The organism is Halomonas tibetensis (genome assembly GCF_042643535.1).
GTDB classification, from domain to species: domain Bacteria; phylum Pseudomonadota; class Gammaproteobacteria; order Pseudomonadales; family Halomonadaceae; genus Halomonas; species Halomonas tibetensis.
In genome coordinates this window covers 237,411-259,932 of record NZ_JBHRSQ010000008.1, presented here as the reverse complement: position 1 = coordinate 259,932, position 22,522 = coordinate 237,411, and the positions used below count along the sequence as shown (strand labels likewise).

The window sequence follows — 22,522 nt, the reverse complement described above, 5'->3', positions numbered from 1 at the left end:
AGCTCTGGCTGCCGGTGGTGTGGCTCAGTCCCTCGTCTTCATCATTGCCGATTACGCCACTCTGGCCATCCGGCACCGACTCCTCTTCCAGGTCGGCCGTGAGCGTGACGTCTTGCAGCTCACCCTCCACCTCTTCCTGGTCGACCACCGGGATGTCGTCGATAACCTTGATATTGACAGAACCGGTTGCCTGATCACCATCGGTCTCCGTCGCAACGACGTTTATGCTGCCAAGATCCAGCGTGTTCTCGCCGTTGGCCGTGGGATGCGTGACATTATCAGCAAGCGAGACGACAACAGAGGCTGTCCCCGCTGTCAGATCGGGGGTCAATGTCAGGGTGACCGCCGGGCTGTTACCGATCTCGCCGACGATCTCGGTGTCGCTGGTTCGCTCCCAGCTGATCTCACCATTATTGGTATTCAGAGTGGTCAGGTTGGTCGCAAACACCATGCTGGTCAATGCATCAGTGCCCAGCGAGAAAGTGACCGTATCACTGTCAGTGTCGGTAAGGCTGTCTTCATCAACCGTCAGCGTCACAGGATTGGCATCGCCAGGGCCTTGACCATCGAGGATGTTGATGGTGTGACTGTCCGAGGCCACGTCGCCGTCGTTGTCAGTGACTTGAACACTGAAAGTGAGGCTAACAGGTTGGTCGAGCGCGTCAGCAGGCGTGAAGCTCCAGGTGCCGTCGTTGGCCACATTGAGTGTGCCTTCAGTCACGTTGATATTCGTGCCAAGGGCGTACTCATTGGTGCCGATCAGCACTTTTACGCTGGCCGCGCCATCTGCACCGTAGTTGGCGTTATCCCAGGTACCCGTTACCGCAGTGCCACCCTCAACAACGCTACCCACACCGCTTACCGTCATGCTCGGCACGTCGTCGACGATATCTATGGTAAGCGTATCGTTATCAATGCTGCCATCGCTATCGGTCGCCACCAGGGTGAAGCTGTCCTGCACGCCATCGATGTTCGGCCCCTGGGTATCGTGCTCGTCTGTCGCGCCACTCAGGGTGTAGGTCCAGTTGTAGCTGCCATCGCTCCCCTGGGTCACCACCAACGTGCCGAAGTTGTTGTTGCCGGTGACGCTGCCGCCGCCAGTGACGTCGGTGCCGTTGATGACCAATGAGGCCAGGCTGTCGTTACCGGTATCAATGGCGAAAGTGCCCGTAGTGATGTGCGACCCGTCATTGGCGCTGCCTTGCGGCAGACCCGCTTCGTTGACGCTATCACTTTCGGCCGTGATGCTGATCACCGGCTCGGAGTCGGGTGCGACGGTCACCGTCAGTACGGCATCACTGGTGTCGTCGTCGGCATCGGTGATCGTATAGTCGATCACAGCATCACCCTCGAAGCCGGGCGTCGGGTCGAAGGTGATGTTGCCGTTGCTGTCGAAGCTGATGCTGCCCGCCCCGCTGTCACGCAGACTCGCGGCTGTAAGACTGGCGCCGTCGGCACCTTCGGTGTCGTTATCCATCACATCGACGGTGATAGCGGTGTCTTCGGCGGCATCTGCCTCGTCGTCTACCGCCGTCGGGACATCATCGACGATCTCGACACGCAGCGAACCCGTTGTGCTGTCGCCATCGGTATCGGTCAGACTGACAACGAAATCTTCGAACAGGCTATTTTCACCATCGCCAGGGGGATGGCCTTCGTTGTCGTTGAGCGTATAGCTGTAGCTGACCACACCCGTGCCGGGATTGTAGTCGGTGATCTCGAGAGTGTTGCCCAGCGGGGTACCGATGGTCTGGGCAGTAAAGACATCATTGCTGATTAACGTGGTGCCACCCACGCTCAGGTTACCGACTCCATCGGGTGCGCTGATGGTAAAGGTGCCGTTCTGCGTCAGGGCATCGCTGTCAGGGTCGCTGCCATTGGAGAGATTAGCCTCGTCAACCACCTCATCCGCTGTCCCTCCTTCAGGCGTCAAACCGCCAATATCCACACCGGCATCACCGATAGCAATGGTCAGGGTGGCGGTATCGCTGTCTCCATCGGTATCGGTCAAGGTATAGGTGAAGACATCTTCGACGCCGCCCGAGGTACCAGGATTACGCGCATAGCTGTATGTGCCGTCAGCACTGATGGTGAGGATGCCGTAGTCCCCGTCAATATCTACCCCGTTTGCGGGAACTTCTTCATCGTTGCCATTGATATTGACTCGAGTAACGGTTGCAGAATCCGCCCCTTCAGCGTCATTCGCCATGACATTGCCGGAAATGGGAGCGAAGGAAGTCTCAGGCACCTGACCGATATCGTTATTGGCTTCGGGCCCATCATCCACAAAGCTCAGCGAGAACACGCCGTCGGCGGTGCTGTCATCGGCGTCGGTGACGGTGTAGGTCAGGGCAAGGCTATCCAGATCCGAGCCTTCCTCGTGAAGCACATTGTCGACCAGAGTGGCCGTGTAGGCGCCGCTGTCGGAATCAACCACGACGTTAAAGAGTTCACCGCGAGGGCCTGTGGCGGTCAGGGTATTGGTGTCTGGGTTCCAGCTATAAGTGATGGCTTCGGTACCCAGGGTGGCGGTTTCTCCGTCCATAGCAGCAAAGCTGACACTGCCGGCTCCGTCGCCGCCAAAGTCAAATGCCAGTGCGCCGCTGGTTTCGGCGTTGCCCGCGGAAAGGGCAGCGTCATTTAGCTGGTCGGCCTCTTCACCTGCCTCGGGCAAGCGATCAATGATCTCAGTGGTGTGGGAAGCGCCGTCGAGTTCAAGAACCTCATAGTTGCCGCCGTCAGCATCATCGATGGTGAACGTTTCTTCACCATCGCCATCCGGCACATTGGGGCTGGCGAAGGTTACGCTGCCGCTGGTCTCACCGGCCAGAATGGTGATCGTTTCGCCATTGTTGAGCGTCAGCAGGAGATCGCTTTCAGGAGCGTTGTTGACCGTTGCGGTAAGGGTGATGTCGTCGAGTTCCGTAACGCTTTCCGTGCCCGTCAGAGTGACGGTGGATACGTCAGCATCATCGATAACGGTAATACCCGGAATCTCTCCAGTGGTGAGTTCGTCATAGCCACCACCGGTGGTCCCCGTTACCGAGAGATCAATGGCTTCGTCACCCTGGAGGAAAAGATCATCTTCGCGGGTGTCGATAACCGTCTCGCCGGAAGTTTCACCGATGGGAATAACAATTTGCTGCCCATTGGACAGGGTGATCACCAGAGGTGAATCAACGGGTGCGACATCAACGGTGGCGATGACGGTGACGGTGTTGCCCTCGAAAATCGTGCCCCCGGTTAGGTCAAGTTCGCCGCCAAATAGCTCGAAGCTGACAGTGGCGATAACAGGGGCTTCCTCGGCGAGCAAGGCTGGCTCATCTTCCGGGAACTCACCCGCTCCAAGTTGACCCATTCCATAGTCGAAGTTCAGCGGCGAGACATCCTCGTCAATACGGCCGAGCATCACGAAAGTGTGGCCGCCTTCTGCGCCACCACCTGGACCGGCACCGGCAGCGGTGGCATCAAGATCCGCCAGCAGGTCGCCCTCGCCTTCGTCGATCGCCGTCAGCAGCGCTTCGAGATCTTCATCGAGCGCGCTGAAGTCTTCAGCCGCTACCGATTGCTGGCTATCCAGCTCTGGCGTCATGGCAACCTGCTGCCCTCCCTCGATCAGGGTGGGATTTAAACCATCGCCAAAATCCAGCTGCACGCTAGCGTTGTCGGCGGTGACAAGGGTCTCGCCCTCCTGCAGGGTGTCGCCCACGCGAAGTTCGCGAAGATTACCATCGGCGTCCCGCGCCCAGGCCTGACCGGTAATGGAAATGACGGTTGCGATGGTCATGGTAAGACTCCCTGCATGATGATCTTGATGGTGTGACGGCAAAGCAGCGCAGTGCCGACTGATACATTCAAGTTAGGCACAGAATGGCGTGGCGAGTATTGGACCGATGGACAGGCAGCCCAGGGGATTGATCTACATCAAGGAGTCAAGGTCATCAGAAGGAACGATTCAATCCTGTCCCGCGTTCACCAGCGATTGGCTCAATCTCGACAGGCGCAGCACAAGCTGCATGCGATCCCGCACGCCAAGCTTGCTGAATACGGCGCCAAGATGCGCCTTTACGGTACGTTCGGTAATACCCAGCGTGCGCGCCACTTCCTTGTTACTCTGCCCCTCGAGAACGGCGAGAGCCACCGCTCGCTCACGCTCTGTCAGCGCCTGCAGCGCTTCCGAGTGGGCCGGGTCCGGGCCACCTAACGCGCGGAATGTCCCGCCTACCACGCGGGCCATCAGGTCGGGCGGGACCCAGATTCCCTGGTTCATAATCACCAGCTGTGCCTGACGTAACAGTTCTGGCGACGAGAGGGCATGCACGTAGCCTCGAGCGCCGTTCTCAAGAGCCTGGAAGGCCACGGCGGCACTGGGTGAATAGCTCATCACACCGACCGAGGCACCGCGTCGGTTGAGTTCGCCCACCAGTTGTGGCCAACCCTCTGTATCATCCATCACCCATATGCAATCGCCGGGCGCCATTCTCAGGGTAATCTCTCGGGGAGAGACAAAGCGGGCATCATTAAAGGCCTCGCGCCAACGTGGCATCTCGTCTCGTCCCTGGCTGATGAAATAGATCGCCATCATCGTTCTCCCATTGAATCACTCCACGCCCTCAGCACGGGCTTGAGCATGAACTGCATCACGGTGCGCTTGCCGGTCATGATGTCTACCTGGGCCGTCATCCCTGGAATCACAGCCAGCTCCTGATTGACTCCCGCGCCTTCCAGAGCCCGCACACGCACGAGATAGAAGGTATTGTCGTTGTCGTCGGTGATGGTGTCGGCACTGATATGGTCAAGCTCGGCCTGGAGGCCGCCATAGATCGCGAAATCATAGGCGGTAAGCTTGATGGTCGCCGGCTGGCCAGGCTTGAGGAAGGCGATATCCTGAGGGGCGATCCTCGCCTCAACCAGCAGCTGATCATCACTGGGCACTATCTCCACTACCTCCTGGCCCTGCTGGGCCACCCCCCCGATGGTGTTGATGTTCAGCCGCTGCACCACGCCATCTACCGGCGAGCGCACTTCGGCCAGCAGCACGCGGTCCTGCAGGCCAGAGCTGGATTCATCCAGCGCATTGATTTCCCCGAGGGTCTGCGCCAAATCATTGCGCCAGTCGCTGCGCCGCTCGAGGCCGAGCTCGCTCAGCTGGCTGCGAGCCTCTTCCACCGCGGACTCAAGCCGCGAGACCGACGCCGCCGCCTGATCGCGTTCACCGGTAGCCCGCGAGACCTCACGCTGCAGCCTCAGGATATCTACCTCCGAGACGGCCCCCGACTGCAGCAGTGGCCGAGTCAAGTTGAGCTCCTGGCTGGTCATGTTGGCCTCGCGCTGGGCGGTATCACGACGCGCACGCGCCTCGCGGAGCTCTTCCTGTCGTTGGCGAATGCGGTCACGCAGGATATTTTCCTGCTCGCGCAGCTCCTCGCGGCGGCTCTCATAGACCTCACGCTCCTGGGCCACGATTCCCGGCGCCTCGGCAAGCAGATGCTCCGAGGGATTGAAGGGCGTTTCGGTGATCAATGCGCGCAGCCGCTCGGCCCGCGCCTCGAGTGACAGCGCCTGAGCGCGGTTCTCGCGAAATATCGACACGAAGCGTGTCGGATCAATACGCATGATTACCTGGCCGGCCTCGACCACATCGCCCTCGCGCACCAGGATCTCCTGGACCACCCCCCCATCGAAGGTCTGCACACGCTGCAGCTGACTGGAAGGGATTACCCGGCCGCTGCCGCGTGTCACCTCATCGATGGCGGCGAAATACGACCACACCAGCAGTGCCACCACGGTGAGCAACACGACATAGAGAAAGGCTCGTGCGCGCATCGGATCCTGCTGCATCCGCGCCCAGTCGGCATCGCTGGCCCAGTCACGGTTGAGGTGCGCCGAGGTGACGCGCTTGGCAAACAGACGATCCATGAAGGGGCGGAACGGCTTGCCACCGGTCTCGGAGAAGCGACCTATCGCCTCGAAGCCGCGTTGCTCGGCGCTGCGCATGTCCTTGCTTGAGTCCTTGCCAGCCATCAACGCGCCCTCCCGATCTGACCCTTTCGCAGAGCCTCCACCACCTTGTCGCGCGGCCCGTCGGCCATCACCTTGCCGGCATCGATCACGATGATGCGGTCCACCAATGAGAGTAACGAGGTGCGGTGGGTCACCACTACCATCGTCTTGGCCCGAGCGAACTGCTTGAGATCGCTCTTGAAAGCCTCTTCGCTGGCGTGGTCCATGGCACTGCTTGGCTCATCAAGCAGCAGGATCTGGGGGTCGTTGACCAGGGCACGGGCGATCGCCACCGCCTGACGCTGGCCGCCGGAGAGGGCCTGGCCGCGCTCGCCCACCTGCAGGTCCACGCCCTGAGGGTGCGCATTGACCAGGCTCTCCAGGCCGCTGAGCTTGATCGCTCGCAGCAGCGATTCATCATCGACCCCCTCGCTGCCGCCACCGGCAACGATGTTCTCGCGCAAAGTGCCAAAAAACAGGCTCACATCCTGGGGCACATAGCCGATCTGGCGTCGCAGCTGAATAGGGTCGAACTGGCGAAGGTCGACCCCGTCGATCAACACCGCGCCGGACGTGGGCTGGTAGAGCCCGAGAATCAACTTGTTGAGGGTTGTCTTGCCGCAGCCGATCCGGCCCAGCAACGCGACCTTCTCGCCAGCCTCGATCTTCAGCGTGACGTCGCGCAGCGCCTCGCGCTCTTCCTCGGGATAGCGAAGGGTCACCTTGTCGAACTGGATCTCTCCACGAAGCCCCGAGCGGTTGACGAAGGCCTTGCCCTCGGGACGTTCCACAGGGCGATCCATGACGCCGTTGAGCGACTGCAGCGCAGTGGAAGACTGGTGATACTGCGCCAAAAGCGCCGCGGCCTGGCTGACCGGGGCCATTGCCCGGGAAGAGAGCAGGTAGGCAGCAATTAGCCCACCCTGGGTCAGGCTGCCGTCGATGATGAGGTACACCCCGATGATAATCACGCAAACTGCCACCGAGTGCTGGGCCCACAGCGCCACGCTTGAGACCGATGAGCTGACCAGGCGCAGCTGAGCCGAAGTGCGTGACAAAAACGCCGACGCCTTCTCCCAGGTGCTCTGGATGCGGCTCTCTGCGCGCAGGGTCTTGACCGTTTCCAGTTGGGACACCGACTCCACCAGGGTAGCGTTGCGCTGGGCGCTGACCCGCCAGGTGGTTTCAGAAAGCTCATGCAGCTTGCCCTGAGCGGCCAGGGCATAAAGCAGCACCACCAGGATGCCCACCAGCACCGGGATCACCAGCGGCGGGCCGATCAGCGCGATAATGGCCGCAAACATCAACACGAAGGGCAGGTCTACCAGAGCAACCACCGTGGCCGAGCCGATAAAGGCGCGCACCGACTCATAGGATTGAAGAGTAGCAACGAAGGAGCCGGTAGAGGCCGGCTTGGCCTCCATGCGCAGGCCCAGAACCCGGGCCATGATGGAAGAGGAAAGCTTGACGTCGGCTCGGCTTGCCGCCAGGTCGACGAAGGCATTGCGCATCAGGCGCAGCGCCAGGTCAAAACAGAGCACAATGAAAATGCCCGCCGCCAGAACCCATAGCGTCTCGGTGGCATGATTGGGCACCACGCGATCGTAGACGTTGAGCACGAACAGCGGCATCGCCACGGCAAACAGGTTGATCATCACCGAACCGGCAATCACATCGCGGTAAAGCTTGCGATTTTCGCGAATCACGCCCCAGAACCAGTGCCGATGGCGCTGTTGGTTCACCTCGGGCCCACGAGCATCAAAGTGAAAGCGCGGCCGTACATAGATCGCCTGGCCGCTGTAGCTGGACTGCAGGCCATCGAGGCTCACCTCACTGACCGCGTCGCCCAGGTCCGGAAAGATCACCTGGGCACGGCGCGCCTTGATATCCAGGGCCACCAGCACGCAGGCCCGACCAGGTTCCAGCAGCAACACCGCGGGAAACAGCGACGGGTTGAGCTGCACCAGGCGGCTCTTGATCAGGCGCGCTGTCATGCCCGCCCGGGCCGCCGCCCGCGGGAAAATACCCGGGGTAAGCCGGCCTTCCTCCAGCGGCAAGCCAGCGGTCAGGGTCTCCGCGGTGGTGGTCTGATCGTGGAGGGTCGCGATGCTTTGCAGGCACCCCAGCAGCTCATCGCCTACCGCTGAGCGGGAGCCAGGCGATTCCGGGGGATCCAGGGATTCTCTCTGGCTCACGAACACCTCATCAGTGGGAAAACCCCGTCGGCAAGATGCCGACGGGGTTACAGACTAAAGAAAATGACGAATGCGCCGCCGCATCAGCTTATCGGCCGGCGAACTGACCAGGCGAAAGGGCCACGTAGGCGTCTACTTCGGCATAGAGATTAACGCCAGCAGGCACTGGTTCTGACCAGGCGCGCGACACCGAGTCACTGCCGGCGGCCAACGCCTGGGCCTGCGCCGGGATAGGTTCGAAACCCATGCTCAGATTTTCGCCCACCCGCTCCAGGGTCACCTCAACGCGACGGTTCTGGCGGCGACCCTCCACGGTATTGTTGGTCGCTACCGGCTGTCGGGAGCCATAGCCGCGGGTCTGAACCAGGCCGCGCTGAACGCCCTGGCTGACCAGATAGTCGGCCACGCTGTCGGCGCGCCGCTGTGAGAGCGGGTCGTTGATGGCATCGTTGCCGGTGGTATCAGCGTGACCGGCGATAAAGATTCGCTCGAGGTTGCTCATGCCACGGATTTGCTGCGCCAGCTGACCGAGCTCGCCACGCGCCTGGGCGGAGAGGTCGGCGCTGTTGATCGCAAAGAGCGCATCGGCGGAGAGAGTGATATCCGGTGCCCGCGCCGGCGCCGAGATGCCGCCGGTGAAGTCCTGCAGGGTAAAGCCTGTGGGACCTTCGGCAGGACAGACCACCTCGGGATTGAGCGCCACACCGTCACTGCCCATCTCGGCCAGTGTGGGCATGTCGTCTCTCACTACGCCCAGGGTAGGCATCAGCTGCCCCATGGCGGCCAGGGTACGTGCGTCGGCTAGGGAGACATCATACTGGGCGTTGACGAAGGCGCGGCTGGCCTCGAAGAATTCGTTCTCGCTGTCCAAGACGTCGAGCAGGGTGCGCTGGCCAATATCGAACTGCTGCTGATAAGCGCCGCGTACCCGGTCAATGGACTGACGGTGCTGGTTGAGGTACTGCATCTGCTCACGCAGGCGGCGGGTGTCGTTGTAGGCGATCTGGGTGGTCTGACGAATATTGTGACACACCACTTCGCGCTGGTTGATCGACTGTTCCACGCGGTCACTGGCGGCTCGGAAGGAGGCCAGGTCGCTGCCGCCGCGGTAGAGGTTCATGCTGGCCACCAGCTCGATGCTGTGGCGGTCACGACGACCGAAGGGGTCAAAATTGCCATCGCTACTGTCGTAGGTGCCGGTGCGGCCGCGCAGGTCCAGGCGAGGCTGGAAGCCGGCGCGAGTGCCCGCCTGTTCGGCTCGGCTCGCCTCGATATTTTCGATGGCGGCGTGGAACTCGGGGTTGCCCTGAAAGGCCAGGTTCACCGCTTCGGCCACGTTGGGCGGCAGGCGATTATCTAGCTGCGGTGCCGGCGCCAGGCTCTCGGCGGGCAGTTGACCGACGATACGCAGGTAGCGGGCGGTCACGTCGTGAAGGTTGGAAGCCTCGGTCATCAGGTTGGATTCCGCCAGCGCCAGGCGGCCGCTGATCTGCTCCAGGTCGACGCCGCGCCCAGCCCCGGACTCCACCCGATCCTCGGTCTGATTATATACGCGTAGATGGTCTGCGTAGTTCTCCTGGGCCAGCCTAACAAGCTCACGATAGCGGCTAACGTCCAGATAGGCCCGGGATGCCTCAAGAGCCACGTTCTCGCTGGCCCCCAGCAGTTCGTAATAGCGGACCAGCTTGGCGCGGTCCAGGCGCTCCACTTCGCTGCGGGTGGCGAAGCCGTCCCAGATCATTTGAGATAGGGTCAATTCGGCGAACGTTGTTTCGTAGCTGCCGCGCTGGTCAAACTCACGATCTTCACGCCCGATGCCGGCAGTCGCATCAATGCTCGGCAGATAGTTTCCTCGCGCCACCCCCACGTCGTTGCCGGCCGCGCGCAGGCCATTCCATGCCGCATGCACCTCGGGATTGGTGGTCAGTGCCTGACGCACCGCTTCGGTCATATCCGTGGAACCGGGCCGAGCCAGGCCCGGGGGCAGGTTTTGAGCCATAGCGGCCGTCAGCGGCAGAAGCGTCATGGCAGAGCCAACAAAAGCGGCTCCGGCAAGACGGCGATAACGAGTAACTTCGGTGGCGCGTGTCATGGTAGTTCCCTTTTGCATGATCCCGGGCGCTGACCGTGGGCCGATACCCGGCAGGAAGTGTGTGGCTGCTCTTCGGGCCGCATCCCCGGCTTGGCTAAACCTCACCGGAGTGGCGCATCCTTTCCCGCTCTCCTGCCCTCCTGAGGAAGAGCACTACCAGAAGAGTAGCGGCTTCGTCAGGAGTGACTCAGTCTTTTGGCTGACGCCAATCACTTGTTACTCAGTGTAACAAAGGTTTCCGGTTTGTCTACGCAGTACGGTGAGACATGGCGACGAAATGCTCGCGCCTTGAAGTAAGCCATGGCTTACACGAACTTGTGTGTCCTTGGCCACCCGGGCGGTCAAACGTTTCTGCCACTGGATCCCCTCTCACCAGCCCCCTCTTCCAAACCGTGTAAACGTGATATTGTCAGCTTTTTGCGGCACGGCAACGTTACCCAAGGAGAAGGCCATGTCCTCATCGCAAATCCAGATGGCCCGCGTCATCAATGAACTGCGCGGTTTTATCAGGAAGCTGCTACAGGACCCGAAAATCCTGGAGCAGTCTCTGGAAATCGCTCGTCGTCATCTTCCGGAAGGCAGTAACAGCGCCATCATGGCGCGCATTGCCAACGATATTTCGGCCACCACCAGCGTCCACATCCCGGAAGACCCGGCTGAACACTCCGAGGCCGACCGTCTTTTCCTGGAGCTGCTCAAGGAGGTGGTTGACGAGGAACAGGCGCTCTACTGAGCACCGGGTGCAGTAACGCCTCAACACCGCTACAATCGTCGGCCTGATTTTCATGGGAATCCAGAGCCGACATGTTGACGACCGCCAAGCGCCAGATCCTGGTTACCAGCGCCCTGCCCTACGCCAACGGCGCCATCCACCTCGGCCACCTGCTCGAATACATCCAGACCGATATCTGGGTGCGCTTCCAGAAGAGCTGCGGCCACGAGTGCCATTACGTTTGCGCGGACGACGCCCACGGCACCGCCATCATGCTGCGTGCCGAGCAGGAGGGCATCACCTCCGAGGCCCTGATCGACCGCGTCAGCCGGGAGCACCAGGCGGACTTCGCCACCTTCGGCGTGGCCTTCGACAACTACTATTCGACCCACTCGGAAGAGAACCGCTACTTCAGCGAGCTGATCTACACCCGGTTGCGCGACAAGGGCCATATCGCCACCCGCGACATCGACCAGATGTACGATCCGGTGAAGGGTCTGTTCCTGGCCGACCGCTTCATCAAGGGCACCTGCCCCAAGTGCAAGGCGGATGACCAGTACGGCGACAACTGCGAGGCGTGCGGCGCCACCTATACGCCTGCCGAGCTGATCGACCCGGTGTCGGCCATTTCCGGGGCCACCCCCGAAGTTCGCAGCTCCACCCACTACTTCTTCAAGCTGCCTGATTTCACCGACTTCATGCATCAGTGGATCAACGACGGCCACGTACAGCCGCAGATCCGCAACAAGCTGATGGAGTGGTTCGAGGCCGGGTTCAACGAGTGGGATATCTCCCGCGACGCCCCCTACTTCGGTTTCGAGATTCCCGACGCACCGGGCAAATACTTCTATGTGTGGCTGGACGCGCCCATCGGCTACCTGGCCAGCTTCAAGAACCTGTGCGACCGGCAGGGCCTGGACTTCGACGCCTTCTGGCACCAAGACAGCGAAGCCGAGGTCTACCACTTCATCGGCAAGGACATCGTCTATTTCCACGCGCTGTTCTGGCCGGCGATGCTCCACGGCGCGGACTTTCGCACCCCCACGGCAGTGAACTGCCACGGCTTCGTCACCGTGAACGGCGCCAAGATGTCCAAGTCCCGCGGCACCTTCATTAAGGCCGCCACCTATGCGGACTTCCTGAATCCCGAGTACCTGCGCTACTACTTCGCCGCCAAGCTCACCTCCAAGGTGGACGACCTCGACCTCAACCTCGAAGACTTCACCGCCAGGGTCAACAGCGATCTCGTCGGCAAGGTGGTCAACATCGCCAGCCGATGCGCCGGCTTCGTCAAGAAGCTCGGCGACGGCAAGCTATCGGCCCACTGCGTCGAGCCGGAAATGGTGGCCCGCTTCATCGGTGCCGGTGACGAGATTGCCGAACTGTTTGAAGCCCGTGAGTTCGGCCGCGCCATGCGCCGCGTGATGGAGTTAGCCGACGAAGCCAACACCTACATCGCCGACGCCGAGCCCTGGGTGCTGGCCAAGCAGGCGGGCCGCGAACAGGAGGTGCTCGACATCTGCTCGGTGGGCCTCAACCTGTTCCGCCAACTGATGGTCTACCTGGCCCCCGTGGTACCGGCCATGGCCGAGGGCGCCCGGGAGTTCCTGAGGCTCGAGAGCCTCGACTGGCACAGCCGCCACGAGGTCCTGCTGAACCAAAAGATCGCCAAGTTCAAACCCCTGATGACCCGCGTGGAGCCGGAAAAGATCGACGCCATGATGGCGGCGTCCAAGGAGGATCTGGTGGAAGAACAGAAGCTCAAGGAGACCCCCAAGGGCCCCTTGGCCGAGGCCCCCATCGCCGACGAGATCGGCTTCGACGATTTCATCAAGGTGGACCTGCGCATCGCACGTATCGCCAAGGCAGAGTACGTCAAGGGGGCCGACAAGCTGCTCAAGCTGACCCTGGATATCGGCGGCGAAAGCCGCACGGTGTTCTCGGGTATCCGCTCCGCCTACGCCCCCGAGGCGCTGGAGGGCCGCCTCACCGTGATGGTGGCCAACCTGGCGCCTCGCAAGATGCGCTTCGGCGTCTCCGAGGGGATGGTGCTGGCCTCGGCCAACGACGAAGGCATCTACCTGCTTTCGCCGGATACGGGCGCCGAGCCCGGCCAGCGAGTCACCTGAGGCCGCCGTGCACCGAAGCGAGCTGATCGAGGCCATCGACGCCCTGCTGCCGCAGACCCAATGCGGCAAGTGCGGCTTCGATGGCTGCCGGCCCTATGCCGAGGCCATCGCCGAGGGCGAGCCGATCAACCGCTGCCCACCGGGCGGCGAGGCCACGCTCGAGCGGCTTGCCGGGCTAACGGGCCTACCGGTGCAACCCCTCGCCGAGCCCGCCCAACCACCACTGGCCGCGGTGATCCGCGAAGCCGAATGCATCGGCTGCACCAAGTGCATCCAGGCCTGCCCGGTGGACGCCATCCTCGGCGCGGCCAAGCGCATGCACACGGTGATCGTCGACGAGTGCACCGGCTGCGAGCTTTGCGTGGCGCCCTGCCCGGTGGACTGCATCGACCTGGTGCCTCACCCGGCCTGGGAGGCCGCCGAGAGCGAGGCTGATCGCGAGGCCTACCTGGCGCGCCGTGCGGACCTGGGCCGACGTCGTCATCGTGCCCGCCAGGCGCGCCTCGCTCGGCAGGCCAAGGAGAAGCGCCTGGAACGCCAGACGCGGCTGATGCAGCAGCGTCGCCCCGGTGGCTCGGGCCCTGCCGCTGCAGGCCCCGCAGTAAAGCGCCAGCGCCAAATGGCCCTCAAGGCCGCCGAACAGGCCGTCAAACGCGTGCAACAGCAGTTGGCGAGCGCCCAGCGCCGTCACGACGCCCCAGCCGAGGCCATCGCCAGGGCTCAGTTACCCGAAGCAGAGCAGCTGCTGGTCGACGCCCGAAAAGCGCTGGAAAATGGAACTTCATGAACGCTCAGAAACGCCATGAGATCTTCGCGCGGCTGCGCGAACATACCCCCGAGCCCACCACCGAGCTGAACTGGCAGAGCCCCTTCGAACTGCTCGCCGCCGTGCTGCTCTCCGCCCAGGCCACCGACGTGGGTGTCAACAAGGCCACCGCGCGACTCTTCCCGGTCGCCAACACGCCTCAGGCGATCATCGATCTTGGCATCGACGGGCTCAAGGAGCACATCAGGACCATCGGCCTCTACAACACCAAGGCCGAGAATCTGATGAAGACCTGCCACCTGCTGATCGAGAAGCACGGCGGCGAGGTGCCGCGGACTCGCGCGGGCCTGGAAGCGCTGCCCGGCGTCGGTCGCAAGACCGCCAACGTCATCCTCAACACCGCCTTCGGCCAGCCCACTATCGCCGTGGACACCCATATCTTCAGGGTCTCCAACCGCACCGGCATCGCCAAGGGCAAGGACGTGGTAGAGGTCGAGCAGAAACTTATCCGCCACGTGCCCCGGGAGTTTCGCCAGGACGCCCACCACTGGCTGATCCTCCACGGCCGCTACACCTGCGTGGCGCGCAAGCCGCGGTGCGGCAGCTGTGTGATCGAGGATCTCTGCGAATTCAGGGAGAAGATCGAGCTGTAGCCCAAAGGGGCTCTGCGCCGAAGGCCGGGTTGGCAGCCGAGTCGAGCTGAGCGAGGATGGTGGGACAATAACAGCGGCCCACGACAAAGAGCCCCATGCCCACTCCACTCCATGACCGCCCCATTAGCAATCGCATCAAGGCGCTACAGGCCCTGTCCCGCCAGCACGCTGCCAACTACTGCAGCTCCTCGGCGACCCTGGCCCGGGAGCGCTATCTCGCTCAGCACCCGACCCGCCTGCTGGTGTTGAAGTGCATGGACGGGCGCATCCATATCCCCCACGCCACGCGCACGCCGCTGGGCATCATTACCCCTTTTCGCAACCTGGGCGGTATTTTCAACCTGGGCTGGCCCTACCTGGGAGAGCTGATCACAGAGGCGGTGGCCGAAGGCATCCGTGCCGGCCACGGGTCGCTGTTGATGATCACCTATCACTTCTCCCGCGGAGAGCGCCTGCGGGGCTGCTCTGGCTTTGGCTGCGACGCCGGCGCCGCCCTGGCTCACGCGCGCCAGATCCGCGCCCAGGCCGAGCAGCTTTTCGGCCAAGACCACCAGCATGTCTACCCGCTGGTGTGCGGCTTCGAGACCGACACCGATGCCCTGATCCTTCACGGCGAGGGGGATGACACCCTGGATATCGGCAATATTGATGCGGCCGATGGCGACAGCCTGGGTGCCCGCGTCGCCGCACTCTGCCCGGACATGCCTGCCGATATCCGCCGAGACCTGCTGCCGCTGATGGAGGGCAACCTGGCCCACGCGTCGAGCCTACGTGGCGTAGCCCGACACCTCGACATCGAACACCGGGAATGGGTGATCTGCGTGGGCCGCGGCTTCGACTTCCTGCACCTGCCCAACACGGCGCTGATCGTCGGCCCCTATGGGCCGGACCTGGCCGAGCCCATCGGCACCGCGGCAGATATCATCGACGCCAACATGGCGGCCGGACGCATTCCGGAGGACGGCTTCATGCTGCTCGCCTCCACCCCCTTCCAGGCGGTGGGCGTGGATCGCGCCCGGGCCGAGCTCAAGTCGCACTTCCTGGCGGACTTCGCCACCAAGGTGATCCACCAGCGTCACCCCTGGCTGGCCGAACGCATGCACCGTCATACCGCAGTGGTGCACTGGCCGACGCGGCGCCTCGATCTGATCGACACCCGCTCAGGGGGAAGCCGCTGATGGAAACTCTTTCGTTCGTGCTGAAGTCCCTGGCGCTGCCACCGGTGATCAACACTCTGCTGATTCTTGCCGGTCTCGCGCTGGGCGCCCGGCGCCTGATCGGTGGCCTGTTCATCATCCTCGGGCTGGCCAGCCTCCTGCTGCTGGCCACGCCCTGGGCCAGCCACGCCCTGCGCCAGGGGCTGGAACCGACACCGCTTCCGGGGCCTGCCTCGCTACGGGGCTCCCAGGCCATCGTGATCCTGGGCGGCGGGCGCGACTACAGCGCTCCGGAGTTCGGCTGGGGGGACGCGCCCACCAACGCCACCTGGCGGCGGCTCGCCTATGGCGCCCACCTGCACCGGGGGAGCGGGCTGCCCATCCTGGTCAGTGGCGGGCGGGCTCACGACGAACACAGCGCCGAGGCCAGCCTGATGGCCGCGGCGCTGCGTGAGGTATTCGATGTACCGGTGCGCTGGTTGGAAGGAGAGAGCCGCAACACCGCGGAGAACGCTCGGTTCAGCGCCGCCATGCTGGCGGGGGCAAACATCAAGCGGGTGGCGCTGGTTTCCCAGGCCTGGCATCTACCCCGCGCCAGCGCAGAGTTCGAGAAGGCCGGCCTGACGGTGTCCGCGGCGCCGACGGAGTTCGCCAGCGCCCCGCCGCCCGGGCTGCACGGCTGGATGCCCCGCGCCTACCACCTCCACCAGAGCACCCGAGCCCTGCACGAGTGGCTGGGACGCGGAGTGCTGTGGGTGCGCGACGCCCTGCTGGCGCGACACCGACCCAGCGGTGACGGCTAGGCTAGAACCCCTGTCCCTCGAGGCGGTCGGCCAATTCCTCGAGGCTCCCGATGCCCTGCACGTCGGTCGGCAGCCAGGGCAGCCGCGGACGCGGCAGGTGGCCCAACTCCCGGTCGATGCGGGCCAGGTAGGTCGCCTCCTGCTCGCGGCGGGCGCGCAGGAAATCCCCACCGGCATCCTCTGGAATCACCCGGTTGACCAGGACGCCGGCCACCGGCACGTGTGCCTCCTCCAGGGTGGCCACGGCGCGGGCGGTCTCGAGGATCGGCAGCCGCTCCGGGGTCAGCACGAACAGGAAGCCGGTCTCCTCGGCGTTCTCGATGCGTCGACGGGCCTGATGGAAGAGTCGCCGGCGATCGATGAGGGTCTTCGCCACGTCGCGGGTCTTGTCGTCCAGATCGGCGAGGGGATCCTCCTGGGGGTCGTCGAAGGGGGTGGCCACGTCGCGGCCGCGCTTGGGCGTGAGGTGGGAGAGCACCTTTCCCAGCTCCTCGGACTTGCGATTGTGCGCCAGCAGGCCGTCGGTCCAGGCGGCCATGGCCTCGGGCAGGGTCAACAGGCGCAGGGTGTGGCCGGTGGGCGCGGTGTCGAAGATGATCAGGTCCCAGTCGCTGTCATCGTCGACGATCAACCGCGACAGCCGCTCCAGCAGTGCCGCCTCCTGGGTGCCCGGTGACTGCCGGGTCAGGCGCATCTGGCGCTCCAACTCCTTCATCATCTCCGGGGCCGCATAGCGACGCATCTGCTCGGTGACCCGCGCCAGGTGGGCCTCCACCTCGACGTCCGGGTCGATCTCCATGGCATCCAGGTTGGGCAGCAATCGGCGCGGGGTGTCACCCAGCTCGCGGTCGAAGACATCGCCGAGGCTATGAGCCGGGTCGGTGGAGACCACCAGCACCCGCCTGCCACGTCCCGCCGCCAGCACCGCCAGAGCCGCGGCAACGGTGGTCTTGCCCACCCCCCCCTTGCCGCCCACCCACAGCAGGCGCTTGTTCAGCAGTTCTTTCATGAGGTCCTCAGCAGCATCTGAAATGATCCAGCGGCGAGCGCTCCATGCCCATGCGTCGATGCCAGTCGTGGAAACGCTCCAGCAACAGCGGCTGCAGTTCCAGGGTGTAGTAGGCCGCCGGGTTGGGCACCCCCATCATCTCGGAGAACACCAGCAGCATGAAGAGGTCGTCCTCGTCTCGCCGGGCGCGGGCGATGGCGCCCCGGTAGCGGGAGGAGTAGACCTCCTCCGCGAAGAAACGGGCCTGGCTAAGCCAGGCCCGAATCCGTTCGAGACGAGGATCATGACCGGTGTCATGATCGTCGTTCATGGGTCCCTCCTTGCGTTACTTCTGTTCGGCGGCCATCTCCGCGCGGGAGCGCTTGAGCGCCGAGGCGCACTCCATGGCCACCATGATCGCGGCCACCAGCACCACGAGATCGAGTACCAGCAGGAACATGTTGCCCTGCTCATAGAAGCTGCGCAGCTGGATCAGCAGCGCCGCGATGGTCATCACCAGCAGGAAGCAGAGCGGCGCCAGTGTGTACCACATCGGGCGACGCAGGCGCACCAGCATCACGGTGATCACCAGCAGGGTCAGACCCGCCAGCAGCTGGTTGGTGGTACCAAACAGCGGCCAGATGATCAGGCCACCGGAGCCATCCGCGCCACCGGCACCGAAGGCCAGCAGCAGGCAGCTGCCCACCGCCAGCAGGGTGGCGATGGCCGGCTTCTTCATCCACGGCTGGTGATAGATCTCGCCCCACTCCTGGAAGATATAGCGCTGCAGGCGCAGGCCGGTATCCATGGTGGTGCCGGCAAACAGCGCCGCCATCACGGTGAGCAGGGTCGCCGCGGTGGCTTCCGGCAGACCGATACCGTTATGGATGATATAGGCGCCGCCCTCGACGAAGGCGTTCACGCCGCCCTGGCCGAAGGCGCTGTACATCGCCTCCCAGTCGCCGAAGGTGGCGAAACCGGCGGTGGCGGCGAGGATCGCGGCCAGCGCCAGCATGCCCTCGCCCACGGCCCCGAAGTAGCCGACGAAGCGAGCGTCGGTCTCCTTGTTGAGCTGCTTGGAGGTGGTGCCGGAGGAGACCAGGCCGTGGAAGCCGGAGATGGCACCGCAGGCAATGGTCACGAACAGCAGCGGCAACAGCGACGGCGTACCGGCAGGCACGTTGTCGTTGAAGGCAGGAGCCACCAGAGTGGGATTCATCAGCACGATGGCGCCGTAGAGGATGATCAGGCCGATGAACAGCTGCAGACCGTTGATGTAGTCCCGGGGCTGGAGCAGCACCCACACCGGCAGCAGCGAGGCGATGGCGGCGTAACCGAAGAGGATCAGGATCCACACGGCGTTACCGGAGAAACCGGCCACCTCGGCGGGCATCTGGATCGGCACCGAGGGCCCGATGCCGATCAGCGCATAGAGGCAGATCACGCCGATGATGGAGACCATCGGCAGGCTCAGCATGCGGCGGTAGATCAGCTGGCCGATGACCAGCGCCACCAGGATAGCGCCCCACACCGGCACTACGGCGCTGGAGAAGTTCATCATCAGGCCGGCGATCACCACGGCGAACACCGCGTTGACCATCAGCAGCACCAGGAAGATGACGATCATGAAGATGCTGCGGGCGCGCTTGCCGACCACGTCGCCGGTCAGGGCGCCCACGGACTTGGCCTTGTTGCGCACGCTGGCCCAGATGGCGCCGAAGTCGTGAATACCGGCGAAGAAGATGGTGCCGAACACCACCCACAGGAAGGCCGGCGCCCAGCCCCAGATCACTGCGATGGCCGGCCCCACGATGGGCGCGGCCCCGGCGACCGAGGTGAAGTGGTGGCCCCATAGAATGAAGCGATTGGTGGGCACGAAGTCGACGCCGTCCTCGAACTCATGGGCGGGCGTCTTGAAGTCGGGATCCAGTCGGTAGATCTTCTCGGCGATGAACTTCGAGTACACGAAGTACCCGGCTGCCATCGCGGCAAGACCCAGGACCAGAAGGACGATGGCACTCATGGGACTCTCCTAGCTGGACGTGTTGGAATGTCTTGAAACCACTGATGCCTCTAAGAGCACCTTGCGGTCCAATGGTCTTACCTCATCCCCGGCAAGTCCATGACCCTGCCTTCACAAATCATCAACTTACGCCAAAAGTCGTAGAACGGGATCGAACATTACGGCCCGGATCCATAGGCTGATAGACTGTATGGACTCACAGGCTCGGCTCGAGGAAACATGATGATCATAGGCGTTACCGGCGGCATTGCCTCGGGCAAATCCACCGTGGCCCGGGCTTTCGCCGCGCTCGGCGCGCCCTGGGTGGACGCCGACGATGTGGCCCGAGAGGTAGTCGAGCCCGGTGAGCCCGCGCTCGAGGAAATCGCCGCGCGCTATTCCCGGGCGCGGGTGCTCAACGACGACGGCACCCTTAACAGACGGGCCCTGCGCGAGATCGTCTTCGCCGACCCCGCAGAGCGCCGCTGGCTGGAAGCCGTCACCCATCCGCGCATCCGGGCGCGGCTGACCGAACACCTGGCAAGGCTTCAGGCCACCGGCGCTCCCTATGTGCTGCTGGTCTCACCGCTGCTGTTCGAATCCGGCCAGAACGAGATGACCGACCGAACGCTGGTGATCGACGTGCCCGAGGCGTTGCAGATCGAGCGCACCGCCGCCAGGGACGATGTCGACGACGCCCAGGCCCGCGCCATCGTTGCCGCCCAGATGCCCCGCGCCGAGCGCCTGGCCCGCGCCGACGACGTACTCGACAATGGCGGCAGCGAAGCGCTGATGCAGCGCCGAGTCGCCGAGCTCGACCTCCACTTCCGCCAGCTGGCCACTCAGCCAGCCGCAGACCGAATCACACACCCCCGAGGAGCCTCATGAACCAGACGCAACGTCCCCTGGAAGTCGCCTGTCCCGAGTGCAGCAAGAAAGTCGTATGGAGCGAGAAGAACCCCGACCGCCCTTTCTGCAGCGAGCGCTGCCGCCTTCTCGATCTCGGCGCCTGGGCCGACGGCAATCGCCGCATTGCCGGCGAGCCCGCCATGGACGAGACCGAGATCGATGAGATGATCATGCGCGCCGAGCGCGGACTGCAGGATTCGGAGTGATCCTCCGATGAGCCGACCCGAGTACCGCCTGCTGGCCGAGCTGGAGGCCGCCTTCGACGCGCTGATCGAGGCCAGCGAGGCGGTGGCGGCGTCCTACCATCAGAAACCCACCGCCTGTTGGATCTTCGGCGAGCCAGAACCGGTGAGCACCGAACGCGCTGGCGCCTGGCTGCGACACGCCCTGCTTGATATCTGGTATCAGGACGGCCAGGACGGGCGCGCCACCCGCCCCCACATCGGACTCGTGGCCGCCGGCAAAGCGATGATGGAAGCCGCTATTCAGGCCAACGCCGCCAAGACGGACTTCGCTGCCTTGCTCGCCCGCATCAAGGAGAGCGAACCCGAATTGATTCCCGAAGCCAAAGCCGTGCTGCCCTTCCGCCATCCGGAACTGCACGACCACCTGCGTGGGCAGGGGCTAGCGCGGGTGCACCTCAAGCAGTGCTGGCGAGCCATTCCTCTTGCCGAGGCGCCACTGGCTCGAGTTCGGCTGGCGTGGTACGCCAGCGGGCGATCCATCAAGCGCCTCACAGTGCGGGAGGCCGAACAGAAGCTGCTGAAGCTCGACACCGACGCCGCCCACGTGCAGATCCAGCTGCGCCGGCTCGCCGGTATCCCCAGCGGTGAACCCCTGGCTCAGGTACAGCGTCAGGCTCCGCTGATGCGAGCCAACCTCTTCTACCGAGAACCCCTCGATGACGGTCGCACACGCCGCGCCATGAACGTCGCCCTGCCGCTGTTCGTCCCCAGCATCGATGGCCGCCTGCCCGACCACAACCTTCCGCCGCCACATCCGCCCGCGCAGCGTACCCGCGCCCGCCGCAGCGACGAAAAGCTCGAGGACGAGCCCTTCCTGGCCAGCCTGCGAGTGTATCGATACCGGTAAGTGAGAACGGACAACCCTTGTGGGAAATGATAAAACGTATAGGCCAAGACAGCTTCAAGCTCTTCTCGCTGAAACGTCGTGAGTCGACTATGGCGATGAAGTAATACTCAACGTTTAACGCCCCCGATGGAAAACACATCGGCATGAACTGCTAGGAGCGCTTCTTGCTAGACCTGCCCCCTCTCTTACTCTGGCCGCTGGCTGCCTTTATCGGTCTGTGCCTGGGCAGCTTTCTCAACGTGGTGATCGTGCGCCTGCCGGTAATGCTGATGCTGGGCTGGCGGGCCGAGGCCCGGGAGGCACTGGAGCTCCCCGCCGAGGAGCAGCCCCGCTTCAACCTGGCCACGCCGCGCTCGATGTGCCCCAGCTGCGAGACGCCCATCGCCTGGCACGACAACTTGCCGGTGGTCGGCTGGCTAAAGCGCCGCGGGCGCTGCGCCAGCTGTGGCACACGCATCAGTCCCCAATATCCTCTGGTGGAGCTGGCCGGCGGAGTGCTAACACTGGCCGTGGTGGCACTCTTCGGGCCGAGCTGGCAGGGTCTCTTCGTGCTGGGGGCCTGCCTGGCGCTGCTGGCCATGGCGGTAATCGACCTGCGTACCCAACTGCTCCCGGACCTTCTTACCCTGCCGCTGCTGTGGGCGGGGCTGCTCTACCAGCTGCTGTTCCAGCCGCTGCTTCTGCCGAGTGCCGTAATCGGCGCCATGGCGGGGTATCTGGTGCTGTGGAGCTTCTACTGGGCGTTCAAATTGATCACCGGCAAGGAGGGCATGGGCTACGGCGACTTCAAGCTGCTGGCGGCACTCGGCGCCTGGATGGGGTGGCAGTATCTGCCGCTGTTGCTGATCCTCTCCGCGGGGATCGGCGCCATCATCGGCATCCTGGTGCAGCTGGCAATGCCGCGGCTGCGCGGCGCGCCGATGCCCTTCGGGCCCTATCTGGCGCTGGCCGGCTGGGTGGCCCTGCTGGCCGGGGAGCCGCTCATGGCGGTGTATGGGCAGTTCTTTCTGCTGTAATCCCC

The 22,522-nt window shown here is 63.7% G+C and carries 18 protein-coding genes; 10 read left to right on the top strand and 8 right to left on the bottom strand.

Features of this window, described 5'->3' with window-relative positions:
* From ACFODV_RS06235 to ACFODV_RS06215, 5 genes are all read right to left on the bottom strand, one after another.
* On the bottom strand, positions 1-3,787 hold a 3,787-nt coding region (locus ACFODV_RS06235), incomplete at its 3' end, for a retention module-containing protein (protein WP_379756268.1).
* A gap of 168 nt (positions 3,788-3,955) precedes the next feature.
* Positions 3,956-4,582 carry a response regulator transcription factor gene (locus ACFODV_RS06230; RefSeq protein WP_379756265.1) on the bottom strand — a complete coding sequence of 209 codons (627 nt, stop codon included), beginning with the start codon at positions 4,580-4,582 and terminating at the stop codon, positions 3,956-3,958.
* On the bottom strand, positions 4,582-6,024 hold the full coding sequence (locus ACFODV_RS06225) for an HlyD family type I secretion periplasmic adaptor subunit (protein WP_379756262.1): 1,443 nt from the start codon (positions 6,022-6,024) through the stop codon (positions 4,582-4,584). The genes ACFODV_RS06230 and ACFODV_RS06225 overlap by 1 nt, the downstream gene beginning before the upstream one ends.
* Entirely contained in the window at positions 6,024-8,198 is a 2,175-nt protein-coding gene (locus ACFODV_RS06220) for a type I secretion system permease/ATPase (RefSeq protein WP_379756259.1), read from the bottom strand. The genes ACFODV_RS06225 and ACFODV_RS06220 overlap by 1 nt, the downstream gene beginning before the upstream one ends.
* An 88-nt stretch (positions 8,199-8,286) precedes the next feature.
* Positions 8,287-10,290: a TolC family outer membrane protein gene (locus ACFODV_RS06215; RefSeq protein ID WP_379756256.1), complete on the bottom strand. Its 2,004-nt coding sequence runs from the start codon at positions 10,288-10,290 to the stop codon at positions 8,287-8,289.
* A 451-nt stretch (positions 10,291-10,741) separates the two neighbouring features.
* On the opposite strand from ACFODV_RS06215, the gene ACFODV_RS06210 reads away from it, so the two are divergent.
* The 6 genes from ACFODV_RS06210 to ACFODV_RS06185 all read left to right on the top strand — a co-directional run bounded on the left by ACFODV_RS06210 (position 10,742) and on the right by ACFODV_RS06185 (position 16,510).
* Entirely contained in the window at positions 10,742-11,023 is a 282-nt protein-coding gene (locus tag ACFODV_RS06210) for a hypothetical protein (protein WP_379756253.1), read from the top strand.
* Positions 11,024-11,094: 71 nt separating this feature from the next.
* On the top strand, positions 11,095-13,131 hold the full coding sequence (gene metG, locus ACFODV_RS06205) for a methionine--tRNA ligase (RefSeq protein ID WP_379756249.1): 2,037 nt from the start codon (positions 11,095-11,097) through the stop codon (positions 13,129-13,131).
* Positions 13,132-13,138: 7 nt separating this feature from the next.
* A complete protein-coding gene (gene rsxB / locus ACFODV_RS06200; RefSeq protein WP_379756246.1) occupies positions 13,139-13,918 on the top strand; it encodes an electron transport complex subunit RsxB in 780 nt (259 codons plus the stop codon).
* Positions 13,915-14,550: an endonuclease III gene (gene nth / locus ACFODV_RS06195; protein ID WP_379756243.1), complete on the top strand. Its 636-nt coding sequence runs from the start codon at positions 13,915-13,917 to the stop codon at positions 14,548-14,550. Before rsxB ends, nth begins: the two co-directional genes overlap by 4 nt.
* Before the next feature lie 95 nt (positions 14,551-14,645).
* Entirely contained in the window at positions 14,646-15,728 is a 1,083-nt protein-coding gene (locus ACFODV_RS06190) for a hypothetical protein (protein ID WP_379756240.1), read from the top strand.
* On the top strand, positions 15,728-16,510 hold the full coding sequence (locus tag ACFODV_RS06185; RefSeq protein ID WP_379756237.1) for a YdcF family protein: 783 nt from the start codon (positions 15,728-15,730) through the stop codon (positions 16,508-16,510). Before ACFODV_RS06190 ends, ACFODV_RS06185 begins: the two co-directional genes overlap by 1 nt.
* A gap of 1 nt (position 16,511) precedes the next feature.
* Here the strand turns inward: ACFODV_RS06185 and ACFODV_RS06180 are convergent, their stop codons facing one another.
* From ACFODV_RS06180 to ACFODV_RS06170, 3 genes are read right to left on the bottom strand one after another with little or no spacing between them, the layout of a single operon-like run.
* Entirely contained in the window at positions 16,512-17,519 is a 1,008-nt protein-coding gene (locus ACFODV_RS06180) for an ArsA family ATPase (protein WP_379756234.1), read from the bottom strand.
* A 7-nt stretch (positions 17,520-17,526) separates the two neighbouring features.
* On the bottom strand, positions 17,527-17,829 hold the full coding sequence (locus ACFODV_RS06175) for a cory-CC-star protein (protein ID WP_379756231.1): 303 nt from the start codon (positions 17,827-17,829) through the stop codon (positions 17,527-17,529).
* Between the two features lie 15 nt (positions 17,830-17,844).
* On the bottom strand, positions 17,845-19,521 hold the full coding sequence (locus ACFODV_RS06170; RefSeq protein ID WP_379756228.1) for a carbon starvation CstA family protein: 1,677 nt from the start codon (positions 19,519-19,521) through the stop codon (positions 17,845-17,847).
* A 222-nt stretch (positions 19,522-19,743) separates the two neighbouring features.
* On the opposite strand from ACFODV_RS06170, the gene coaE reads away from it, so the two are divergent.
* The 4 genes from coaE (at position 19,744) to ACFODV_RS06150 (ending at position 22,517) form a co-directional block, all read left to right on the top strand.
* Complete coding sequence (gene coaE / locus ACFODV_RS06165; protein WP_379756225.1) at positions 19,744-20,388, top strand: dephospho-CoA kinase; 645 nt, start codon at positions 19,744-19,746, stop codon at positions 20,386-20,388.
* On the top strand, positions 20,385-20,615 hold the full coding sequence (yacG, locus tag ACFODV_RS06160; RefSeq protein WP_379756222.1) for a DNA gyrase inhibitor YacG: 231 nt from the start codon (positions 20,385-20,387) through the stop codon (positions 20,613-20,615). Before coaE ends, yacG begins: the two co-directional genes overlap by 4 nt.
* Positions 20,616-20,622: 7 nt before the next feature.
* Entirely contained in the window at positions 20,623-21,501 is an 879-nt protein-coding gene (locus tag ACFODV_RS06155) for a DNA replication terminus site-binding protein (protein WP_379756219.1), read from the top strand.
* A 164-nt stretch (positions 21,502-21,665) separates the two neighbouring features.
* Positions 21,666-22,517 carry a prepilin peptidase gene (locus tag ACFODV_RS06150; RefSeq protein WP_379756216.1) on the top strand — a complete coding sequence of 284 codons (852 nt, stop codon included), beginning with the start codon at positions 21,666-21,668 and terminating at the stop codon, positions 22,515-22,517.
* Positions 22,518-22,522: the final 5 nt, after the last annotated feature.

Coding starts and splice junctions, on each gene's coding strand:
- ACFODV_RS06185 (WP_379756237.1), top strand. CDS start 15,728: ATGGAAACTCTTTCGTTCGTGCTGAAGTCCCTGGCGCTGCCACCGGTG.
- nth (WP_379756243.1), top strand. CDS start 13,915: ATGAACGCTCAGAAACGCCATGAGATCTTCGCGCGGCTGCGCGAACAT.
- ACFODV_RS06210 (WP_379756253.1), top strand. CDS start 10,742: ATGTCCTCATCGCAAATCCAGATGGCCCGCGTCATCAATGAACTGCGC.
- metG (WP_379756249.1), top strand. CDS start 11,095: ATGTTGACGACCGCCAAGCGCCAGATCCTGGTTACCAGCGCCCTGCCC.
- ACFODV_RS06180 (WP_379756234.1), bottom strand. CDS start 17,519: ATGAAAGAACTGCTGAACAAGCGCCTGCTGTGGGTGGGCGGCAAGGGG.
- ACFODV_RS06155 (WP_379756219.1), top strand. CDS start 20,623: ATGAGCCGACCCGAGTACCGCCTGCTGGCCGAGCTGGAGGCCGCCTTC.
- ACFODV_RS06230 (WP_379756265.1), bottom strand. CDS start 4,582: ATGGCGATCTATTTCATCAGCCAGGGACGAGACGAGATGCCACGTTGG.
- ACFODV_RS06225 (WP_379756262.1), bottom strand. CDS start 6,024: ATGGCTGGCAAGGACTCAAGCAAGGACATGCGCAGCGCCGAGCAACGC.
- ACFODV_RS06215 (WP_379756256.1), bottom strand. CDS start 10,290: ATGACACGCGCCACCGAAGTTACTCGTTATCGCCGTCTTGCCGGAGCC.
- coaE (WP_379756225.1), top strand. CDS start 19,744: ATGATCATAGGCGTTACCGGCGGCATTGCCTCGGGCAAATCCACCGTG.
- yacG (WP_379756222.1), top strand. CDS start 20,385: ATGAACCAGACGCAACGTCCCCTGGAAGTCGCCTGTCCCGAGTGCAGC.
- ACFODV_RS06170 (WP_379756228.1), bottom strand. CDS start 19,521: ATGAGTGCCATCGTCCTTCTGGTCCTGGGTCTTGCCGCGATGGCAGCC.
- ACFODV_RS06175 (WP_379756231.1), bottom strand. CDS start 17,829: ATGAACGACGATCATGACACCGGTCATGATCCTCGTCTCGAACGGATT.
- ACFODV_RS06190 (WP_379756240.1), top strand. CDS start 14,646: ATGCCCACTCCACTCCATGACCGCCCCATTAGCAATCGCATCAAGGCG.